This is a genomic window from Sphingobium chlorophenolicum, from assembly GCF_000722875.1.
GTDB classification, from domain to species: domain Bacteria; phylum Pseudomonadota; class Alphaproteobacteria; order Sphingomonadales; family Sphingomonadaceae; genus Sphingobium; species Sphingobium chlorophenolicum.
In genome coordinates this window covers 22914-44711 of sequence record NZ_JFHR01000002.1, presented here as the reverse complement: position 1 = coordinate 44711, position 21798 = coordinate 22914, and the positions used below count along the sequence as shown (strand labels likewise).

Genomic DNA, 21798 nt, shown 5'->3' with positions numbered 1-21798 from the left:
CCTGCCGCCATCTCGACAGGGCGGACGCTCCCTTCGGTCGCGACCCACCCCTTCCCCCTCCCTTGAAAGGGAGGGGCTTATTTCATCAAAGGCTCGCCACGAACTTCTTGTAGGCGGCTTCGTTCATCAGGCCTTCCAGCTCGCTGGCGTCGGCGATGCGCAGCTTGAAGAACCAGCCGTCCTCCTCCGCGTCGCTGTTCACCAGCGCGGGTTCGTCCTCCAGCGCGCTGTTCGTTTCGACCACTTCGCCCGAAATCGGCGCATAGACGTCCGAAGCGGCCTTGACCGACTCCACAACGGCGGCGTCGTCGCCCTTTTCGAAGCTCGTCCCCTCGGCTGGCAGTTCGACGAACACGATGTCGCCCAACTGCTCCTGCGCATAGTCAGTGATGCCGACGGTGGCGATTTCGCCCGCGACATCGATCCATTCATGTTCGTCGGTGAAATAACGGCTCATGGATTTACTCCCCACGGAATGATTTTCTTGAAAATCATGACCAATAAAAACCAGGAAAATTATGCCTTGCGGCGGTAACGGTGCGGCACGAACGGCATCGGCGCGACGGTCGCGGCGATGCGCTTGCCGCGCACCTCGATCTCCAGCGCTTCGCCCAGCCCGGCATGCGGCAGGCTGACCCAGCCCATGGCGATGGGCGCGCCCACGGTCGGCGCGAAGCCGCCCGAAGTGACCTCCCCCACCAGCACGTCGCCCGCGTAGATGGCTGCACCCTCGCGGGCGGGCAGGCGACCCTCGATCTTCAACCCCACGCGCCTGGACCCCGGCCCATCGGCCAGTTCCTTCATCACGCGGGCATGACCGATGAAGCCGCCCTCTTCGCGGCGGCGCTTCTGGATCGCGAAGCCCAGATCGGCCCCGATGGTGCTGACCGCAGGGGTCAGATCATGCCCGTAGAGCGGCAGCCCCGCCTCAAGGCGCAGGGAATCCCGCGCGCCCAGACCGATGGGCTTCACCTGCGGCAGATCGCAAAGCGCGTCCGCCAGCAACGTGACATCCCCGGCCGGAACGCTGATCTCGAAACCATCCTCGCCGGTATAGCCCGAACGGCTGATCCACAGCGGCACGCCACGCCAGACGAACGGCCCGGACTGCATGAAGATCAGGTCGGCGGTTTCGGGGATGAGACTGGCCAGCGCCTCGCCCGCTTCCGGACCTTGCAGGGCGAGCAGCGCCTGCTCGTCCATATGGTTCATCACGACCTCATCGGGCAGATGCTCGATCATCCAGCCGATATCGTCATATTTGGTCGCGCCGTTGACGACCATGTAGATGTCCGCGCCGTCGAAGGCCCCGCCACCGAGGCGCGACACCATCAGGTCGTCGAGAATGCCGCCCTCTTCGTCGAGCAGCATCGAATAGCGCTGGCGGAAGGGCTTCAGCCCCTTGATGTCGCTCGGCAACAGATGTTCCAGCGCCTCGTCCACGCCATCGCCGGAGAAGGTCAACTGCCCCATATGGCTGACGTCGAACAGCCCGGCATGTTCGCGGGTCCAGGCATGTTCGGCCATGATGCCTTCATATTGGATCGGCATATGATAGCCCGCAAAGCCGACCATGCGCGCGCCCCTGACGCGGTGCCATGCATCCAGCGGCAGGTCCTGCAGCGGCAATTCTTCTTCGATATGGGCGATGTCGTCATTGCCGGACATATGGCGGCCTTTCCGTGCGAGTAACAAGGCGACACAGACACGCGTCCGAAGCCGGACTCCATGCATTTGCCACCCCCTCTGTCACGGAACCTGAGAGCTTTGACCACCGGCCAATCGACCGGATGGCTTACCCCTTCGGTGGGACGGCATCAGACCGTCCGCTTTCCAGAGTGCCTGCCCATGATGCGGTCCTTTGGCCTGAGAGATTCCGGGGCGGTTGCTCCTTCGGCGACGGGGCGGCCTGAAAGGCTTCCCATGCTCTCCCGCATCAAGTCCGGAGTCGAATCCTCGACGCCGGAGACCCTTTCGCATTGCGTCAAACGCGCCCCGGCGTCAATCGGGCATCTCAGGCAATTTCCAGCCCGCCGAATATTTCGGCATGGCGCTTTTCGGCATAGCGATCAGTCATTCCCGCGATGAAGTCCGCGATATGACGGCTGCGCTGCGGTTCGGACGATGCGCAATCGTCGCGCCATTCGGCGGGCATCAGCTTGGGGTCGGCCTGATAGGCGCGGAACAGGTCGGTGACGATCACTCGCGCCCGGTCCGCCGCAGCCAGTTGCGATGGGTGATGATAGAGCGCCGCATACATGAAGCGCTTCAATTCCCGCTCCTGCGCCGCCAGTTCGGGTGAGAAGGCGACCAACGTGCGACCCGCCCGGCGGACGTCGTCCACCGTCTCGACGCCCGATTCCGCGATATTGGCGCGGGTGGCGGCGATCAGGTCGTTCGCCATAACGCCGATCTGCTCCCGCACCAGTTCGCGCAGCAGCCGGTTTTCGGGAATAGTGGGATAGCGGGCGCGCACCCGGTCCCAGCAGGTCTTGACCAACGGCACGGTCAGCAATTGATCGAGGGTCAGCAAACCGGCGCGCAGGCCGTCGTCTATGTCGTGATTGTCATAGGCGATATCGTCCGCGATGGCGGCCAGTTGCGCCTCCAGCGAAGCATGGCTCGGCAGGTCGAGCGGGAACAGCGCGTCCACCTCCCGCATGGCCCAGCCGGGATGGGCGATGGGGCCGTTATGCTTGGCCAGCCCTTCCAGCATTTCCCAACTGAGGTTCAGCCCCCGGAACAGCGGATAGGGGCTTTCCAGCAGCATCAGCGTGCGCAGCGTATGCGCATTGTGATCGAAGCCGCCATGGTCGTCCATCGCCGCCTCCAGCGCATCCTCCCCCGCATGGCCGAAGGGGGGATGGCCGATATCATGGGCCAGGCAGAGCGCTTCGGTGAGGTCTTCGTTCAACCCCAGCGTCCGCGCCGTGGTGCGGCCGATCTGCGCCACCTCGAGGCTATGGGTCAGGCGGACGCGGAAATGATCGCCGTCGGGCGAGACGAACACCTGCGTTTTGTGGCGCAGGCGGCGGAAGGCGATGGAGTGGATGATGCGGTCCCGGTCGCGCTGGAACATGTCGCGGGGGCCGCGCACCTCGCCGCCGGGTTCGGAATGGAGGCGGCCCCGGCTGCTGCCGGGGTGCGAAGCATAGGAGGCAAGCAGCGTCATACCGGCGCTCCTTAATAGTGTTTTCCGCCTTTTCCGAGTCGTCAATCGCCCTATTTGGCGGGGAGTCGTTCGACTACCTCGCCGGCATCGCTTTTCCAGGCGAACACGTCCGCGCCCGCCGCTTTCAGCTTGTCCTCCAGCGTCTTGGCGCGGTTGAAACTGGCGAACGGCCCGACCAGCAGGCGGTTGGTGCGGCCCCAGCCAGCGACCCAGGCGTCCTGCGGTTCCAGCGAGTCATATTTCTTGCGCAACCCCTTCATGGTGAAGGCCAGCGCGCCCTTGTTCGCACCGGTACCCACCTGAAGCCAGTTGCGCGACGGATTGGCGGCAAGGCGCGCCTTTTCCTCGGCGGCTTTCTTCTTTTCCTCGGCCAGTTGCTTCGCCTTGGCGTCGGCTTCGGCCTTTGCCTTGGCGGCGGCGGCTTTCTTCGCCTTGTCGGCTGCCGCTGCGGCAGCGGCCTCGCGTTCGGCGCGGCGGGTGGCCTGCATCTGCGCGATTTCCGTCAAATCCACGGCGACAGCGCTTGGCTGGCGTTCGGATTCGGGCACGTCGATGGCGTGTATGATGTCGGCCAGCGACCGGGTCACGGCAGGGTCGATCTGCGGCTGGGGCGTGGCGGTCGAAGGCGCGGCTGCGGCCGTGGCGGCGGGCGGCGTTGGGGCCGGTGATGGGGCTGGCGCGCTTTGCGATTGCGGCGCGGATGCCTGGGCCAGCGTGATTGCGTTAAGCTGGCTGGATGGCGGGGTGGCGGGCGCGGCGGGCTGGTTCTGGACGGACTCGAAGCCGGGCGCCGGAGGCCCCTGCACATTCGGAGCGAGCGTGGCTTGCGACGCAGGCGCAGGCGCAGGCGGTTGCGCCGGTTGGGAGGCGGCCTGCCGTACTGGCGCCGGTGCGGCACGAGGCGGCGCTTCCGCTTGGGCAAGCGTGGCGGCCCCTGTCCCGTTGCTGCGCGAACGCCGGTCCTGTCGCGCCGGTTTAGCAGGCTGAGGCGTCTCCGCAACCGGCGGCCTGACGACCGGCGCGGCGGACGCGAAGGCGGGCGGCGTCGGCGTAATAGCGGCGATGGTGGTGCCGACATTGGCGGGGAAATGCCCGAAATGCACTGCCGCCGCCTTCTGGGCAGCGGTCAGATAGGGCATCTTCTGCATATAGGGCAGGATCGCCGTGGCGAGTTGCGACGGCATGGTCTGCTCCGCGATCTTCTTCGCGTCGGCCTGACGGTTGTTCATCGCCAGGATGAAGGCGCGATACCGCCAGGCGGCCCGGTCACTCTTGTAGAGCAGCGGTTTCAGCACTCGTTCCGCCGCGTCCACCTGACCCGATATGCCAAGCGACGCCGCGTAACGATGCGTCAGTTCCACATCGTCGGGCGTCCGCTGCAGCGCGGCCTGATAGTCGCGCTGCGCCCCGGCCTGATCGCCGGTCATATCCCTGGCAAGGCCCCGATCACCCAGCAACGTCGCTTCGGAATAGCCCAGCCGCACCGCCTGATCGAACAGGCGCAGCGCCTCGGCCGGATTCTGGTTCTTCAACATGACCCGGCCAAGGCCTGCCTTCACCTTGCCGTTATTGGGCTGAAGCACGTCCGCGCGGGCGAAGAAACCGGCCGCCGCGCGCGCATCGTCCATGTCGAGCGCCGCTTCGCCCGCGCCGATCAGCGCCGTCACGTCACGCGGATTGGACGCCAGCCGGGCCAGATGATTGTTGAGAATTTCGCCGCTGGGGCGGATCGCCTGCACCTGCGCGGGCTGCGCCGAAACCCATTGCACCGGCACGATGCCCGCCAGAAGCAACGCGCCGAAAATCCATATATTATCGCGTTTCACAGGCAGCCTTTTAGCGGAAGGAGGCAGGGCAATGGAATATGTCGAAAGAAAAAGCGCGCCCGGTTGCCCGTGACAACCGATAGCGCGCCTGTCCTGTAGGAGCGGAGCAGGAGCGGGCTTGGGGCCCGCCTCCTGTTACTGGTTGCTTTGACGGTTGAGGAAGCGCGGAATGTCGGGAGCCGACGCGCCGTCGTCGCTGGCGGCAGCACCCTTTTCCGCGCCGCGGGTCAGGCCCGCCATGCGTTCGAACAACGTGCCGCCGGTGGCCACGCGGGGGGCGGCCTGCGGCGCAGGGGCAGGCGCGGGCTTGGCTTCCGCTTCCTCGGCCCCCAACAGCAGTTCGTCCTGCGACGGGTCTTCATCGGAGAAGACGGCGGCCGGACGCGGCGGCGCGAAAGGCGCGGACTTGGGCTGCTCCGCAACCGGCGGGGTCAGCGGCGCGGGAGCGGGCGCGGCGGGCACGTCCAGTTCCAGCGTTTCCGGCAGTTCCGGCGTTTCGGGGGCCGGTTCCGGCGCAGCCGCAGGCGCCGGGGCAGCGGCAGGCTTGGGCGCGGCGGCGGTCGGCACCGCGACGGCCGGGCGGCTAGCGAAGCTGAAGGGCTGGGTCAGCGGCGCGGTGGCGCCTGCCGCATCGCTGTCGATGCCGGTGGCGACCACCGACACGCGAATCTTGCCGTTCAGGCCGTCGTTGAAGGCCGAACCCCAGATGATGTTCGCGTCCGGATCGACCAGTTCGCGGATATGGTTGGCGGCCTCGTCCACTTCCATCAGGCGCATGTCCTCACCGCCGACGATGGACACGATCACGCCCTTCGCGCCGCGCATCGACACGCCGTCCAGCAGCGGGTTGGCGATCGCCTTTTCGGCGGCCTGCAAAGCGCGGCCATCGCCTTCGGCTTCGCCGGTGCCCATCATCGCCTTGCCCATCTCCCCCATCACCGAACGGACGTCGGCGAAGTCGAGGTTGATGAGGCCAGGCATGACCATCAGGTCGGTGATGCCGCGAACGCCCTGCTGCAACACCTCGTCCGCCATCTGGAAGGCTTCCTTGAAGGTGGTGTTGGGGTTGGCGATCAGGAAGAGATTCTGGTTCGGAATGACGATGAGGGTATCGACATGCTTCTGCAATTCCTCGATGCCCGCTTCGGCCGACTTCATGCGGCGATTGCCCTCGAAGGTGAAGGGCTTGGTCACGACGCCGACGGTCAGGATGCCGCGATCCCGCGCCGCCTTGGCGATGACGGGAGCCGCGCCGGTGCCGGTGCCACCGCCCATGCCGGCGGCGATGAAGCACATATGCGCGCCGTTCAGCGCGTCCTCGACCGAGGTGATCGTCTCCTCAGCCGCCGCCTTGCCGATTTCCGGGCGCGAACCGGCGCCCAGCCCTTCGGTAATTTGCGGGCCAAGCTGGATGCGCCGCTCCGCCGGGGAGGCGTTCAGCGCCTGCGCGTCGGTATTGGCGACGATGAAATCCACGCCCTCGACCGACGCGGCGATCATGTTCGCGATGGCGTTGCCGCCCGCGCCGCCGACGCCGATCACCGCGATGCGTGGCTTCAACTCGTCCACATGCGGCGGGCTGATTTCAATGCTCATAAACTTTAGCTCCCTCCAGCTCCGATGACGTGAGCGAAACTGTCATCGAAGGTTAATGCAACAGATAATGGCGTATTTCACCAAGTAATTTCGTCTATCCACGTTTATTTCAATAGTTCGTCTTCATTGCCTTCACCATTCTCTGCCACCATGCAGGCGCGCTGATACGATGAACCGTCTGAGGAGCGGGCGCTATCGTTCTAAGATCAACCGGGTTTGAAGCGCCATAAAGCGCAAGGCCCGCGAGGGTCGCAAAGGCCGGGCCACTATGAGCCTCCGGCAGCGCGGCAAGGCCACGGGGCCGTCCGATCCGCACGGCGCGCCCCAAAGCGCCCTGGGCATAGTCGGCAATGCCCTTCATCTCCGCCCCGCCGCCGGTCAGCACCACCTGCCGCCCGGTGGGCGTGTTGAAGCCCATGCCCGCGAGCGCCGCGTTAACCTCCACCATGATCTGGTTGAGCCGCTCGCAAATCACCGCCACCAGCGCAGCGCGGGTGATCTTGCCGCCGTCGGCGTTGGGACCGGCGCTCTGCCCCGGAATGGCGACATCGCCATGCGGCGTGGCGATCTCTATCATGTCGCGGAAGTCGCGGCGGTTCTGCATCGCCGAGCCGTAGAAGCATTTGATCCGCTCCGCCTGGCTGCGGCGGATGCCGAAGGCGGAGGCGATGTCGTCGGTAATGTCGGACGCGCCGATGGGAATGCTGTGCAGCCCCACCAGCATCCCGCCCGCATAGAGCGAGACATTGGTGACGCCCGCGCCCAGTTCGACCAGCGCGACCCCTAAGTCCCGCTCCTCTTCGGACAGGCAGGCAAGGCCGGTCGCGATGGGCGAAGCAACGATGGAATTGACGTTCAGATAAGCGCCGCGCACGCACAGGTCGAGATTGGCGAGCGGCGCCCCGTCGGCCAGCACGACATGGATGTCGACGCCCAGCAGATCGGCATGCATGCCAAGCGGCTTCTTCACCGGCACACGGCCGTTGATGGTGAAGCAGGTCGGCTGGGCATGCAGCACCACGCGCCCTTCGGGATCGATCCCCTGCTGGCCGGTGGTGAGCAGGTCGTCAATGTCGGCCTGCTCGACGCGATAGCCGCCCATGTCGCGCTCGACCGTGACGACGTCGCTGACCAGGCTGCCGCCGGAGAAGCTGACCCATACATCCTCTATATTGGTGCCCGCGACCCGCTCGGCCTGCTCGACCGTCTCGCGCACGGCGAGTTCGGTGCGCTCCATGTCCGCGATGAAGCCGCGCCTTACGCCCCGGCTCTCCCGCTGGCCCGTCCCCAGGATCGCCAGTTCGCCATTTTCGGTGCGCCCCGCGATCAGCGCGGACACTTTCCACGATCCGATATCGATCGCGGTGACGAACTTCTCGACCTTGGGCTGGGCCATGGGGTTCAGCCTTCCTCGCCCTTGGCGGGCGTTTCCGCGCTCGCCGCAGGCTTTTCGACGGAACCGTCATTCGCCTGTCCCTGCGGCAGGCGCAGCACGAAGCGGTCTGGATCGCGCATGTCGAACTTCACGATGCCCCGGCCCAGCAAGCGGTTCACCCCATCCATCCGGGCAAAGTTGACCAGCGCGGTGGCGGAGGGCTTGTCGCCTTCGGGCAACGACAGCGTCTCCCCGGATTGAAAGCGCAAATCCCAGCGCCGGTTTCCGACCCAGGTCGCGCCCGCCAGCATCGGCTTCAACGCAGGCGCATTTTCCATCAGCTTGTTAAGGCCTGCTGTCTGAAGATTGGCGTTCGGCCCGACGACCAGCGGCAAATCGGGCATCGCGCCCGCCGACACCGATTGCAGCACTACGCCCTGCACGTCGATCAGGTGCAGCCTGCCGCCATGCTGCCACACCGCCACCGGATCGCGCTCGACAATGTCGACCACCAGCGTGTCGGGCAGGCGGCGGGATATGCGCGCATCCTTGACCCAGCCAAGCCTCAGCATCTCATCGCGCACTTTCGGCAGGTCCAGCGCCAGCATGGAGCGGTTCACCTGCCCCAGCGCGATATTGTAGATGGGCAGTTCGTCCATCCGCTCGACGCCGCGCACCTCGACCTTCTCGACCTCAAAACCGGCATTGGCGGCCAGTTCCGACGCCTTCTGCCCGACCATGGCGGGCAGGCCCATCAGCATGGCGATGCCCGCCACGGCCGCCAGCACGATGCCGACGATGGCCCAACTCGCCATGCGCTGAAGCGTCTCCTCGCTGAAAGGCAGCAGGTCGAGCAGATCGTCCACCCAACTGCGGCGCTTGGCCGGACGCCCCCTCGCCCCGCTGCGGCCGCGCGCGCCGGTCGCATGCGTCAGCCGCGCCGTCCCACCACGCCGGATACGTGCTTCAGCCATGCTTCGCCCCCTTTGCTGCCCCGAGCGCGTCCTCGACAATACGCTCCACCAGCTCGGCATAGTCAATGCCCAGCTTCGCCGCCTGTTCGGGCACCAGGCTGAGCGGCGTCATGCCGGGCTGCGTGTTCACTTCCAGCAGGAACAGCCCCTCGACCCCCTGCGTGTCGTCCCAGCGGAAGTCGGAGCGCGAAGCGCCCTTGCATTCCAGCAACTGGTGCGCGCGCAGGGCAATCGCCTTGCAAGCCTCGCCAATCTCATTGGGAATGTCGGCAGGACAGACATGTTCGGTCATGCCGTCGGTATATTTGGCGTCGAAATCGTAGAAGCCGCTTTTCGGGCGCAATTCCGTCACCAGCAACGCTTCGTCGCCCAGCACGGCGGTCGTCAATTCCCGCCCGCGAATATAGGGTTCGGCCAGCAGCTCATCGAAATGCAGCCATGGCCCCTCGACATCGCGGCCGATGGGCGATCCATAATTGCCGCCCTCCGTCACGATGGCCACGCCAACCGAACTGCCCTCATTGACCGGCTTCACCACATAGGGGCGCGGCAGGGGATCACCTTCGAACAGGCTGGCGCTTGGCACAATATGGCCGCCCGGCATGGGGATGCCATGGGGCACCAGCGCCTGCTTGGTAAGCTGCTTGTCGATGGCGATGACGGAGGTGGCGAGGCCTGAATGGGTGTAGGTCAGCCCCATCAGGTCCATCATGCCCTGCACTGTGCCATCCTCGCCCGGAACGCCATGAAGGGCGTTGAAAACCACATCGGGCCTGGTTTCGGAAAGCCGCAGCGCGACGTCGCGATCCATGTCGATGCGCGTGACCCGATGCCCCCGCGATTCCAGCGCCTTGGCAACGCCCTCGCCCGACGAGAGCGAAACCGGCCGCTCGGCGGACCAGCCGCCCATCAGGACGGCAACATGCCATGGGCCACGGGTCACTTCTTCACTCCCATAAGGTTTTGAGCGGCATCGGCAAAACTGCCCACCCGCTGAATTTCCCATTCCAGTTCGACGCCGCTCTTTGCCTTCACCCGGCGCCGCACTTCCTCGCCCAGCGCCTCGATATCGGCGCTGGTCGCATCGCCCAGGTTCAGCAGGAAATTGGTGTGTTTTTCCGAAACCTGCGCGCCGCCCAGTTGCAGGCCGCGACACCCCGCCTCGTCCACCAGCGCCCAAGCCTTGTGGCCCTCCGGATTCTTGAAGGTCGATCCACCGGTCTTGCTGCGCAGCGGCTGGCTTTCCTCGCGGGCGGCGGCGATGCGGTCCATTTCCGCCTGAATGGCAGCAGGTTCGCCCGGAACGCCCCGGAACACCGCGCTCACCACCACAGCGCCCTCCGGCAATTTACTGTGGCGATAGGTATAGCCCAGCGCATCGAGCGGCAACGTCACCCGCTCTCCCGACCGCAACACCACGTCGCACTCGACCAGAATATCGCAAGTCTCGCGCCCATAGGCCCCACCGTTCATCCGCACGAAGCCGCCGACCGTGCCGGGGATCGAGCGCAGAAATTCAAGCCCCCCTATCCCAGCATCCCGCGCCGTCGAGGAGACGAGAATGCCCGAAGCCCCTCCCCCGCAACGCAGCGACGTCGCGTCGACCTGCTCCACCTTGGTGAAGGGCTTGCCAAGACGCACGACCACGCCCGGAACGCCGCCGTCGCGGACGATCAGGTTGGACCCCAGCCCCAGCGCCATCACCGGTATCGCCGGGTCCAGATCATGCAGGAAATCGGAAAGATCGTCCGCATCCTTCGGCTCGAACAGCCATTGCGCGACACCGCCCGCCTTGAACCAGACGAGGGGAGCGAGCGGCGCATCCGCCTTGAGCGAGCCGCGTACCGAAGGAAGGATCGTCGCGGCCAGCGTCAATCGCGCATCCCCCAGAGCCTCATCCAGCCCTTCATCGCCTTCACGCCCGCTTCGCCCGCCTGATTCGCGGCGAGGCCCGCTTCCACATTGCGCTGCGCGGCATCGACCATCTCCTGCGCGACCTCGATGCCCTGCATCTGGATGTCGATCATCCGCTTCTGCATCTCCAGACCGACATTCAGCAGTTCGAACATCACGCCACCTCTTTCGCCGCCACAGCCGATGCCAGCCCGGCCGCCCATTTGGTGATGTCGCCCGCGCCAAGGCAAATAATCATGTCGTCCGCCTGGACATCGGCCGCGATCACGCGGGCCAGGTCGTCCGCGCCCTCGACCGTCGCGGCGTTGCGATGACCCCGGCGCTTCAAGCCCGCGACCAGTTCGGCGCTGTCCACGCCCTCTATGGGTTGCTCGCCCGCCGGATAGACCGGGGCGGCATAGACGATATCGGCGTCGTTGAAGGCCTGCTGGAACTCGTCCATCAGGTCGCGCAGGCGGGTGAAGCGGTGCGGCTGGACCACGGCGATGACCCGACCCTTCGCGCCTTCGCGGGCGGCGGCCAGCACCGCCTTGATCTCGACCGGATGGTGGCCGTAATCGTCGATCACTGTCGCCGTGCCGCCGCCGACCGCGATCTCCCCGACCTTGGTGAAGCGGCGCTTCACGCCGCCGAATTTGGCGAAACCGGTCTGGATCGTCGCGTCATCGATGCCCATCTGCAACGCAACGCCAATCGCCGCCATAGCGTTCAGCACATTGTGGCGGCCCGGCATCGGCATTTCGATGCCCTCAATCCGGCGGAGCGATCCGTCCCGCTCGCGGATCTGCACGTCGAAGCGGTTGCCGCCGGGAATGGGCTGAACATTCTCGCCGCGAATGTCGGCCTGCGCCGAAAAGCCATAAGTGACGATCCGCCGATCCTGCACGCGGGGCAGGATCGCCTGCACCTCCGGATGGTCGAGGCACAGCATCGCCGCGCCGTAGAAAGGCACATTCTCTACAAACTCGACGAAGGCGTCCTTCACCTTGTCGAAGCTGCCATAATGATCGAGATGTTCCGGATCGATATTGGTCACGACCGCCAGCGTGCCGTCCAGCCGCAGGAAGCTGCCGTCGCTCTCGTCGGCCTCGACTACCATCCACTCGCTGTTGCCGAGGCGGGCGTTGGATCCGTAGCTGTTGATGATGCCGCCATTGATGACGGTCGGGTCGACCCCGCCCGCGTCCAGCAGCGCCGCAACCATGGAGGTGGTCGTGGTCTTGCCGTGCGTGCCCGCGACCGCGACGGTCGATTTCAGCCGCATCAGTTCGGCCAGCATTTCAGCGCGGCGGATCACCGGCACGCGGCGTTCCAGCGCCAGATCGACTTCCGGATTGCCCTTCTTGATCGCGGTGGAGGTCACGACCACGGCGGCATCGCCCAGATTTTCGGCCTTATGACCGATCATCACCGTTATGCCCTTCTTCCGCAACCCTTCCACGACATAGCCTTCGGCGGCGTCGGACCCTTGAACCTTGTAACCCAGATTATGCATCACCTCGGCGATGCCGGACATGCCGATGCCGCCGATGCCGATGAAATGGATCGTGCCGATGTCGGTGCCGACACCCTTCATGCGGGAACTCCCTGGAGATTGAGGCTGGTCGGCGTCGGACCGACTTTCAGCGGATCGTTCATGATCGGCGCGGGACCGATGCTTTCCAGCAGATCGGCCATGTCGCGCGCCGCATCGGGGCGGCCGCAGGCGCGGGCGCGCTTCGCCGCATTCTGGAGGGCGCCGGGTTCCAGCGCCATCTTCTGCATCTGCTTGGCCAGTTCCACCGCCGTGAAACGCGCCTGCGGAATGGTCCGCGCTCCGCCCGCCTCGGTCATTTCACGGGCGTTGGCGGTCTGATGGTCGTCCATAGCGCTGGGCAGCGGGATCAGGATCGCCGGACGACCCGCGCAGGTCAGTTCCGCCAGCGTCGAAGCCCCCGCCCGCGCAATCACCAGATGCGACCAGCCCAGCTTTTCCGGCACATCGTTGAAATAGGTGGCAAGGTCGGCCGGGATTTCCAGATCAGCGTATAGCTTGCGCACCCGCTCGATATCCTCAGCCCGGCATTGCTGCGTCACCTGCAAACGGCGGCGCAGGCTGAGCGGCAACATGCCAAGACCATCGGGCACCACGCTCGACAATATGGTCGCGCCCTGACTGCCGCCGATCACCAGCACGCGGAACACGCTCTCGTCGGTCAGCGCCGGAAATTCCTCCTCACGGAGTTGCTTCACTTCCTCGCGCACGGGGTTGCCGATCAGATGAACCTTGTCGGCATATTTGTCCTTGAGCCGCTGAACGTCCGGATAGGCCGTCGCGATCGCATCTACCCGCCCCGCCAGATAGCGGTTGACCCGGCCCAGCACCGCATTCTGCTCATGGATCGCGGTCGGAATGCCGTCGGCCAGAGCGCCCAACAACGCGGGCATCGCCGGATAGCCGCCAAAGCCGACCACGGCGGTCGGCCGGAATGTCTCATTCAACCGGCGCGCCATCGCCCGGCCCGCCAGAATCGCATTCAACGCCCCCGGCCAGCTCTTCGGATTCCTGGTCATCCGCCCGGCGGGCATGACATGGACCTGAGCCTTATCGAAAATGCCGGGAATCTTCGCGCCGCGCTCATCCGTCACCAGCGCGACATGATGGCCGCGCAGCATCAGCTCTTCCGCAACGGCATGCGCCGGAATCATATGACCACCCGTCCCGCCCGCGGCGAGGACGAAGTGTCGGGAAATGCTCATCGACCACTCCATTTGACGACCGTGTGCCGACCCATGAAGGGATTGCGCCGCGTGAACGCAAGCAGCAGGCCGACGCCGATACAAAGCGCCAGCATAGAGGAGCCGCCATAGCTGATAAAGGGCAGCGTCATGCCTTTGGAAGGAAATATCTGCGCGTTCACGCCCATGTTGATGATCGCCTGCAAACCGAACTGGGTCGTAAGGCCCGCCGCGGCGAGAATGGTGAAATTATCATCCTCATCCAGCATGCGCAGGAACACTCGCACAACGATGGCCAGATAGACGCAGGCGATGCCGATGCAGGCGAGCAGGCCGAATTCCTCTCCGATGACGGAGAAGATATAGTCGGTATGCGCTTCGGGCAGGCGGAATTTGGCCTGGCCGCCGCCCGGTCCCACGCCCAGGAAACCGCCATGGGTGATGGTGCGGAAGGCGAGTTCGGTCTGATCCGGCCCCATATCCTGCGCCACGCCTATCCCCAGAAAGTCGTTGATGCGCTGGCGGCCATTCTCATAGAATAGGTACATCAGAACAAGGCCGCCCAACGCCGCCCCGGCCAGGCCGCCGATGGCGCGCATCGACACGCCGGACAGCAGCAGCAGCCCGCCCCAGCAGGCCAGGAAGATCACCGTCTGGCCGAAGTCGGGCTGCTTCATCAGGATCGCCGCGATCAGCAGCGTCAGCGCGCCGGTCAGCGGGATCACGGGCAAAGTCATATCCTTGCCGCGCAGCGACAGCAGCCAGGCCAAGGTGACGACATAGACGGGCTTCAGGAATTCCGACGGCTGGAATCGGAAACCCGGCAGGTCGATCCAGCGCTTCGCTCCGTTGACCACCGAACCCAGCACCGGCACCAGCAGCAGCGCCACCGCGAAGATGACGCACAGAACGAAGGCCAGCCTGCGCGCCTGCGTCCGGGGAAGCATGGAAATCACCAGCATGACCGGCAAGCCGATGAACACCCAGATCAACTGGCGGTAGAAATAGATGAGCGGAGTCACCGACACCGTGCTGGTCGACCGGTCGATGGCCGCGACGGGGGAAGCGGCGGCCACCGCCACCAGCCCGATCGCCATCAGCGCAACGATCAGCGATAGCAGCACGCGGTCGATTTCCCAGAACCAGATGGCCAGCGCCGTGCGCTCCCGCGGGACGGTGCGATTCCTGAACTCTTTGACAAGCTCGCCTGCCCTGAACATGCCCCGGCCCCTTCGATGCAACCTAGTCCAATGCCGCGACAGCGGCGGCGAAGGCATCGCCCCTCGCCTCGAAATCGCGGAACTGGTCGAAACTCGCGCAGGCGGGCGACAGCAGCACCACGTCCCCCGGCCGCGCCACCCGCGCCGCGCGGCGAACGGCGGCCGACAGCATTTCGCTATCATCCACCGCCATGTGCGGGCGCAGCAGATCGGCGAACATGTGCCCCGCTTCGCCGATGGTATAGGCCTGCGCAACATTGCCGAACCAGGGCGCGCACTCGTCCAGATTGTCGGTCTTGGCAAGGCCGCCGACGATCCAGTGCAACCGCTTGCGCCCATCGACCGGCGGATAGGCGGCCAGGGCAGGCGCGGTCGAGGCCGCGTTGGTCGCCTTGCTGTCGTTGACATAGAGGACGCCGTTCAGCTCCCGCACGCGCTGCATCCGGTGCGGCAGGCTGGCATAGCTTTGCAGGCCCTGCTCGATGATCGCCTCATCGATGCCGAGCGCCTGGGCGACGGCGATGGCGACGGCCGCGTTCTGGGCATTGTGCGGGCCTTGCAGCGCAGGCCAGCGGGCCTGGGCTGCGGGATCGATGTCGCTTGATTTGACCTCAACCACGTCGTTCCCGCGAAGGCGGGAATCCATCTCCCCAACCTTGCTTCCTGAGGTGAGGTCAGGAGATGGGTTCCCGCCTTCGCGGGAATGACGGAGATTTTCGAAAATAGAGCGGCTCGGTTCATCTTCGGTAGCGATCACCGCGACATGATCCACCGACTGCATTTCGAACAGCCGGGCTTTGGACGCCACATAGCCTTCAAAGCCATTATAGCGATCCAGATGGTCCGGCGTGATGTTGAGCAGCACCGCCACGTCGCAATCGAGGCTCTGCGTCAGGTCGATCTGATAGCTCGACAGTTCCAGCACATAAACGCCGCCCTCCGGCAGCGGATCCTGTCCAAGAATAGGCAGGCCGATATTGCCGCCCATGCGCGTCGGAATGCCCGCCGTCTCGATAATATGATGGACCAGAGCGGTAGTGGTCGACTTGCCGTTGGTGCCGGTGATGCCCACCACCCGATGCTTCGGCAGCGCCGGGCGGGCGAGCGCGAACAGTTCGATGTCGCCGATGACCGGCACCCCGGCCAGCTTCGCATGCATGGCGATGGGATGCTTATTGAGCGGCACCCCCGGCGATACGACCACGCCTTCAAAGCCCTTGAGATCGATTTCCGCCGGATCGGCCAGGTCCGCCTTGTCGGCGACAGCGGCGCGGGCTTCTTCCCTGCTGTCCCAGGCGACGACCTGCGCCCCGCTCGCGGCAAGGCATTCCACCGTGGCGAGGCCCGACCGCGCCAGGCCCAGGACCGCATATTTCTTGCCCGCAAAGACGTCCGAAACGATCCCCATGGCGCTCACCGCAGCTTCAGCGTGGCAAGGCCGGCCAGCGCCAGCACGAAGGAGATGATCCAGAAACGGATCACCACGGTCGGCTCGGCCCAGCCCAATTGTTCGAAATGATGGTGGATCGGCGCCATCTTGAACACGCGCTTGCCGGTCCGCTTGTAGAAGAAGACCTGGATGATGACCGACATCGCCTCCACCACGAACAGGCCGCCGATCACGCCCAGCACGATTTCATGATGCGCGGTGACGGCGATCACGCCGATGGTGCCGCCCAGCGCCAGGCTGCCGGTGTCGCCCATGAACACGGCGGCGGGCGGCGCGTTGAACCAGAGGAAGGCAAGGCCCGCCCCAATGATCGCGCCGCACAGGATGGTCAGGTTGCCCGCGCCCGGCACATGAGGAATGCCCAGATAGTTGGCGAAATCGGCGCGCCCGACCAGATAGACGATGGCCGTGAAGGCAAGGCAGGCGATGATGACCGGCATGGTGGCCAGCCCGTCCAGCCCGTCGGTCAGGTTCACCGCATTGCCGAAAGCCACGATCACGAACGCCGCGAACAGGAAATAGAAAGGCCCCAATTCAATCGCCGGACCGTTGTAGAAGGGCACGTAAAGCGCCGTATTGCCATGCTGGCTGACGATCAGCCATGCCGCGAAGCCCGCAATCACGAATTCGAAGGCCAACCGCATCTTGCCCGAAAGCCCCTTGTGGCTGGCCTTCGTCACCTTATCGTAATCGTCCAGGAAACCGATGGCGCCAAAGCCCAGCGTCACGAACAGACAAGCCCATACATAGATGGACGACAAATCCATCCACAGCAGCACCGAAGACACCACGGATGTCAGGATCATCAGGCCGCCCATGGTCGGCGTGCCGCGCTTGGCAAGGTGAGTTTGCGGGCCGTCGTCGCGGATCGGCTGTCCCTTGCCCTGCCGCACCCGCAACCAGCCGATGAAGCGCGGCCCGATGACGAGGCCGATGACCAAAGCGGTCGCAATCGCCGCCCCGGCGCGGAAGCTCAAATAGCGGATGAGGTTGAACACACCCGCGAAATCCATGGTCTGGGCCAGCCAGTAGAGCATCAGTTCGTCTTTTCCTGTAGCGCGGCGACGAGCCTCGACAGGCCGATGCCGTTCGAGCCTTTCACCAATATCGCGTCACCCGCGCGCATTTCACTTTGAATAAGATCGGTCGCCTTTGCCGCATCCGGCACATGATCGAAAGCGATCACGCCGCCCAACGCCTCGGCCAAAGACCGCATTTCGTCCCCGACGAGGATGGCATAGTCCACATGGCTCCCCTTCAGCGGCTCGACCAGCCCGGCATGCAGCTCCCGGCTGCGGTCGCCCAGTTCGCGCATCCCGCCCAGCACGGCGATGCGGCGACCAGCCTGCTCGCGCCCCAATTGCTTGAGCGTGGCGGCCATGCTCAGCGGATTGGCGTTATAGCTTTCATCGATCAGCAGCGCTTCGCCGCCAGCGACCGGCACGATCCGCCGCTCGCCACGCCCCGGCAAGCCCGGCATCTCCGCCAGCGCGAGGCCAGCCGCCGCCAGATCGCCCCCCACGGCCTCGACCGCCGCCAGCACCGCCAGCGCATTGGACACCCAATGCTCGCCAGGTGCGCCGACGGTGAAGCACAGTTCGACGCCCGGCAACGCCGCCGTGACCAGCGTGCCCCCTCCCGCCGCAAGCACCATTTCGCGGGCATGGACATCGGCCCCGCTGTCGAGCCCGAAGGTCAGGATGCGCGCCGCATGCTTCTCAGCCTTCGCATAGAGGGCCGCGACATGCGGGCTGTCATAGGGGATGACCGCCGTGCCGCCGGGTTCCAACCCCTCGAAAATCTCCGCCTTGGCCTCGGCGATCTTCTCCTCGGTGCCGAAAAATTCGATATGGGCGGGCGCGATGGCGGTGACGATGGCGACGTGCGGCCGCACCTGCCGGGTCAGCGCGGCCAGTTCGCCCGCATGGTTCATGCCCATTTCGAACACGCCATAAGCCGATTCCCGCGGCATTCGCGACAGGCTGAGCGGCACGCCGACATGGTTGTTGTAGCTCTTGACCGAACGATGCACCTCGCCAGGGCAAATCCGGTCGAGGGCATGGAACAAGGCTTCCTTGGTGCCCGTCTTGCCGACCGATCCGGTGACGCCGACCACCTTGCCCTGCATCCGGGCGCGGGAGGCGCGGCCAAGCGCTTCCAAAGCCGCCGCGCTGTCCGGCACCAGCACATGGGGCTGGGCGATGGCTTCGCTGACGATGGCCCCGGCCGCGCCCTGGCCGAACGCCTTGTCCACGAAGCGATGGCCGTCGGTCGCCTCGCCCTTCATCGCGACAAACAGGTCGCCGTCCGTCGCTTCCCGGCTGTCGAACGCCACGCCAGAAACGGCGAAGGGCGCCGAAGCGACGCCCCCTGTTGCCTGCGCAATCTCCTCGGAGGTCCAGAGCGCGCTCATCCGGCGCATTCCCGCGCCACAGTCACGTCATCGAAAGGCAGCACCCGGTCGCCGATAATCTGCCCCTGCTCATGTCCCTTGCCCGCGAGCAGCACGATATCATCCGCTCCGGCCTGCGCAATGGCGGCGGCGATAGCGGCGCGGCGTCCGCCAATCTCCTCCGCCCCTGGCGCGCCCGCCATGACGGCGGCGCGGATGGAGGAAGGCTCCTCCGAGCGCGGGTTGTCGTCGGTCACGATCACATGATCGGCCAAGTCGGCGGCGACCTTGCCCATTTGCGGCCGCTTGCCCGCATCGCGATCCCCACCCGCGCCAAACAGGGCGATCAGCCTGCCCTTCGTATGCGGCCGCAGCGCCTCTATGGCGGCGCGTAGGCCATCAGGCGTATGGGCATAATCGACATAGACCGGCGCACCGGCCCGCGTGATCACCGCCCGCTCCAGACGCCCGCGCACCGGCTGCACCCGGCCCAGCAGTTCCAGCACCTTGCCTACATCCTCGCCGCCCGCGATTACCAGCGCGGCGGCGGTCAGCGCGTTGGCCGCCTGATAGGCGCCGATCAGCGGCAGGTTGACCTTATAGAGGTCGCCATCGACCTCGACTTCCAGCGCCTGGCCCAACTGGGTCGGGGTGCGGTTGGCAAGCCGCAAGGCCTGCCCCTGCACCCCGACGCTCAGCACACGAAGCCCCCGCTTCGTAGCCCGCTGGATGACCTTGTCCGACCACTCGTCATCGGCCCAGACGACCGCCGCCCCCTGCGGAGCGACAACCTCGTCGAACAGCCGCATCTTGGCCTCGAAATAGCTGTCCATGTCGCCATGATAATCGAGATGATCCCGCGACAGGTTGGTGAAGGCCGCCGCCGACACCGGCAGCCCTTCGGTGCGATATTGCGCCAGACCATGGCTCGACGCCTCGAACGCGGCATGGGTGATGCCCTCGCGCTTCAAGCCGGACATGTTGGACAGGAAGGTCACGATGTCCGGCGTGGTGAGGCCCGTCGATACCTGATCGACCGAAGTGGTGACGCCCAAAGTCCCGATGGAGGCCGAATGATGCCCCAGCATCCGCCACAACTGGCGCGTCAGTTCCACCGTGGATGTCTTGCCGTTGGTCCCGGTGACGGCGACCGTCACCTCCGGAAAGGGCGCGAAATAGCGCGCCGCCAGTTGCGCGAACAGGCGGCGCGGATTGTCGGAAGCGATATGGATCGCGCCCTCGACCTTCGCTTCGGGCCGGGCAACGACCGCCACGGCCCCGGCCTGCACGGCGGCGGGGATGAAGTCCTCGCCATTCACCCGCGCGCCCTGGAAGGCCCCGAACACAGTGCCCGGCGCGACCTTCCGGTTATCGATTGCGAAGCCCGACACCGGAACGTCCAGATACGCCCCGGCGCCGAGCTTCGCATCCTGCTCCTCGATCAGCGACCCGAGGCGCATTATTCTTTCTCCTTGTCGCCGTGCAGCAACGGCATCAGGTCGGAAATGTCTACGTCCCGCCGCTCGTCGGGCAGCACGCCCAGCATCGGCCCGGTGCGTTCCACCACCCGCTTCACCACCGGCGCGGCGGTCCAGGCCGCCGTGCGCAGGCCATATTGGCCCGTCGCCTCGTCCATGGTGACGAGGACCACATAGCGCGGATTGTCCATCGGGAAGGCAGAAGCGAAAGTCGTCACCAGCGAAGTCTTGTTGTACCGCCCCTCTTGGGGCTTTTCGGCGGAACCCGTCTTGCCGCCCACCCGGTATCCCTTGGCGTCGGCGCTGCGACCTGTACCCGCCGCCACGATCATGCGCAACAGTTGCCGCATCCGGGCGCTGGTTGCGGCGGAAAAGACGCGACGCCCCTCCGGCACCTCTTCCGCCTTCAATTTGCGCAGCGTAGCAGGCCGCCACAGCCCGCCATTCACCAGCGCCGCATAAGCCGAAGCGAGATGCAAAGGCGTCACGGCGATGCCATGGCCATAGGAAACAGTGAGCGTGGTGATGCGCCCCCAATTGGCGGGCCACAGCGTACCGGCGCGCTCGTTGAGTTCGATGGGCGCCCGCTGGTCGAAGTGCAACTCCCGGAAAAGATGCTGCAAAGGCTCCGCGCCCATCTGGTCCGCGATCCGCGCCGTGCCGATGTTGGAACTGTGCACCAATATTTCCGGCACGTTGATCCAGCGGCCGAGTGGATGGTCGTCCTTGATGCGGAAACCGGCAATGCCGAGCGGCGCCGTCGCGTCATAGGTTTTGGACATGGAGGTGACGACACCCCGGTCCATCGCGGCGGCAATCGACAGCGGCTTGAACGCCGACCCCAATTCATAGCGCGCCTGCACCATATGGTTGCAGAGCGGCGATTCGCTGCACGACTTGCCCGCATAATTTTGCAGCTTGTTGGGATCGAAGACGGGAATAGACGCCATGGCGATCACTTCGCCGCTATTGGCGTCCAGGATGACGCCGCTCGCGCCCTTCGCCCGCGTCTGCACCAGTTGCGCGTAAAGCTCGCTCTCCAGCGCGCCCTGCACCCGGCTGTCGATGGACATGGCGAAGGGCTGCCCGCGCAGCGCCGCGTCGGTCAGTCGGTCGTTGAACGCCGCCTCTACGCCCATGCCGCCCTTGCCGTCCGCGTCGGGCGCGAAGCCCAGCACATGCGCCGCCAAAGTGCGCTGCGGATAGAGCCGCTCCTTCTCACGCGGAAATTCGATGCCGATCTCGCCCAGCGCATTCACCGCCGCCACTTCCTCCGGCAGCGCCCGGCGGCGCAGATAGGCCCAACCCTTGCCGGTCAGCTTCTTGTAGAAGGCCGCCTCCGGCTCATCCGGGAAGATTTCATGCAGTTTGCGGGCAAGATCGGCGGGATCGCTGATCAACTTGGACGGCCGCGCCGCGATGGAATAGGCGTCCATCGTCCGCGCCAAAGGCACCCCATTGCGATCCACGATATCGGCACGGGCGGGCAGGCCCGCCGCGACATCGCCCCCGCGCCCGCTCCCCGCGAAAATCCCGACCCAGGTCAGCCGCAGGATCACCACGCCCGTAATGAGCATGAACAGGATCAGCAGCAGCATAAGCCGGTTATGCGCGATCGTCGTCAGGTCGACGCGCTGCTTGCCCGCTCTCGCTCCCCCCGGCTGGACGATGATCGTCGCCATG

At 65.5% G+C, this 21798-nt stretch carries 18 protein-coding genes and 1 riboswitch; all 18 genes read right to left on the bottom strand.

Going from position 1 to position 21798, the window contains the following annotated elements; translation table 11 throughout:
• Positions 1-85: 85 nt before the first annotated feature.
• Positions 86-457 (bottom strand): glycine cleavage system protein GcvH, encoded by a 372-nt coding sequence (gene gcvH, locus BV95_RS01835; RefSeq protein WP_037446648.1) that lies wholly within the window; start codon positions 455-457, stop codon positions 86-88.
• 59 nt (positions 458-516) lie between these two features.
• Positions 517-1668 carry a glycine cleavage system aminomethyltransferase GcvT gene (gcvT, locus tag BV95_RS01830; protein WP_051749586.1) on the bottom strand — a complete coding sequence of 384 codons (1152 nt, stop codon included), beginning with the start codon at positions 1666-1668 and terminating at the stop codon, positions 517-519.
• Between the two features lie 176 nt (positions 1669-1844).
• Positions 1845-1944: riboswitch (glycine riboswitch) on the bottom strand.
• A 70-nt stretch (positions 1945-2014) separates the two neighbouring features.
• Entirely contained in the window at positions 2015-3172 is a 1158-nt protein-coding gene (locus BV95_RS01825) for a deoxyguanosinetriphosphate triphosphohydrolase (protein ID WP_037446645.1), read from the bottom strand.
• Between the two features lie 50 nt (positions 3173-3222).
• Entirely contained in the window at positions 3223-4998 is a 1776-nt protein-coding gene (locus BV95_RS01820) for an SPOR domain-containing protein (RefSeq protein ID WP_037446643.1), read from the bottom strand.
• Positions 4999-5133: 135 nt separating this feature from the next.
• Positions 5134-6594 (bottom strand): cell division protein FtsZ, encoded by a 1461-nt coding sequence (ftsZ, locus tag BV95_RS01815; protein ID WP_037446638.1) that lies wholly within the window; start codon positions 6592-6594, stop codon positions 5134-5136.
• A gap of 109 nt (positions 6595-6703) precedes the next feature.
• The gene (gene ftsA / locus BV95_RS01810) at positions 6704-7990 is read right to left on the bottom strand and encodes a cell division protein FtsA (RefSeq protein ID WP_037446636.1); all 1287 of its coding nucleotides are present in this window, start codon (positions 7988-7990) and stop codon (positions 6704-6706) included.
• Between the two features lie 5 nt (positions 7991-7995).
• Positions 7996-8943, bottom strand: a complete 948-nt coding sequence (locus tag BV95_RS01805; protein WP_037446634.1) for a cell division protein FtsQ/DivIB — start codon at positions 8941-8943, stop codon at positions 7996-7998.
• A complete protein-coding gene (locus tag BV95_RS01800) occupies positions 8936-9886 on the bottom strand; it encodes a D-alanine--D-alanine ligase (RefSeq protein ID WP_037446632.1) in 951 nt (316 codons plus the stop codon). The genes BV95_RS01805 and BV95_RS01800 overlap by 8 nt, the downstream gene beginning before the upstream one ends.
• Positions 9883-10818, bottom strand: coding sequence for a UDP-N-acetylmuramate dehydrogenase (gene murB / locus BV95_RS01795; protein ID WP_037446629.1), 936 nt, complete (start codon positions 10816-10818; stop codon positions 9883-9885). The genes BV95_RS01800 and murB overlap by 4 nt, the downstream gene beginning before the upstream one ends.
• Positions 10815-11012, bottom strand: a complete 198-nt coding sequence (locus BV95_RS01790) for a hypothetical protein (protein WP_037446625.1) — start codon at positions 11010-11012, stop codon at positions 10815-10817. Before BV95_RS01790 ends, murB begins: the two co-directional genes overlap by 4 nt.
• Complete coding sequence (murC, locus tag BV95_RS01785) at positions 11012-12433, bottom strand: UDP-N-acetylmuramate--L-alanine ligase (RefSeq protein WP_037446623.1); 1422 nt, start codon at positions 12431-12433, stop codon at positions 11012-11014. Before murC ends, BV95_RS01790 begins: the two co-directional genes overlap by 1 nt.
• Positions 12430-13596: an undecaprenyldiphospho-muramoylpentapeptide beta-N-acetylglucosaminyltransferase gene (gene murG, locus BV95_RS01780; RefSeq protein ID WP_037446621.1), complete on the bottom strand. Its 1167-nt coding sequence runs from the start codon at positions 13594-13596 to the stop codon at positions 12430-12432. Before murG ends, murC begins: the two co-directional genes overlap by 4 nt.
• Positions 13593-14795: an FtsW/RodA/SpoVE family cell cycle protein gene (locus BV95_RS01775; RefSeq protein ID WP_037446619.1), complete on the bottom strand. Its 1203-nt coding sequence runs from the start codon at positions 14793-14795 to the stop codon at positions 13593-13595. The genes murG and BV95_RS01775 overlap by 4 nt, the downstream gene beginning before the upstream one ends.
• A gap of 22 nt (positions 14796-14817) precedes the next feature.
• Positions 14818-16203 (bottom strand): UDP-N-acetylmuramoyl-L-alanine--D-glutamate ligase, encoded by a 1386-nt coding sequence (gene murD, locus BV95_RS01770; RefSeq protein WP_037446617.1) that lies wholly within the window; start codon positions 16201-16203, stop codon positions 14818-14820.
• Positions 16204-16208: 5 nt separating this feature from the next.
• Positions 16209-17282, bottom strand: a complete 1074-nt coding sequence (gene mraY, locus BV95_RS01765; protein ID WP_037446615.1) for a phospho-N-acetylmuramoyl-pentapeptide-transferase — start codon at positions 17280-17282, stop codon at positions 16209-16211.
• Positions 17282-18658: a UDP-N-acetylmuramoyl-tripeptide--D-alanyl-D-alanine ligase gene (locus BV95_RS01760; protein ID WP_037446613.1), complete on the bottom strand. Its 1377-nt coding sequence runs from the start codon at positions 18656-18658 to the stop codon at positions 17282-17284. Before BV95_RS01760 ends, mraY begins: the two co-directional genes overlap by 1 nt.
• Positions 18655-20097 (bottom strand): UDP-N-acetylmuramoyl-L-alanyl-D-glutamate--2,6-diaminopimelate ligase, encoded by a 1443-nt coding sequence (locus tag BV95_RS01755; RefSeq protein WP_037446610.1) that lies wholly within the window; start codon positions 20095-20097, stop codon positions 18655-18657. The genes BV95_RS01760 and BV95_RS01755 overlap by 4 nt, the downstream gene beginning before the upstream one ends.
• A complete protein-coding gene (locus BV95_RS01750; RefSeq protein ID WP_037446607.1) occupies positions 20097-21797 on the bottom strand; it encodes a peptidoglycan D,D-transpeptidase FtsI family protein in 1701 nt (566 codons plus the stop codon). The genes BV95_RS01755 and BV95_RS01750 overlap by 1 nt, the downstream gene beginning before the upstream one ends.
• Position 21798: the final 1 nt, after the last annotated feature.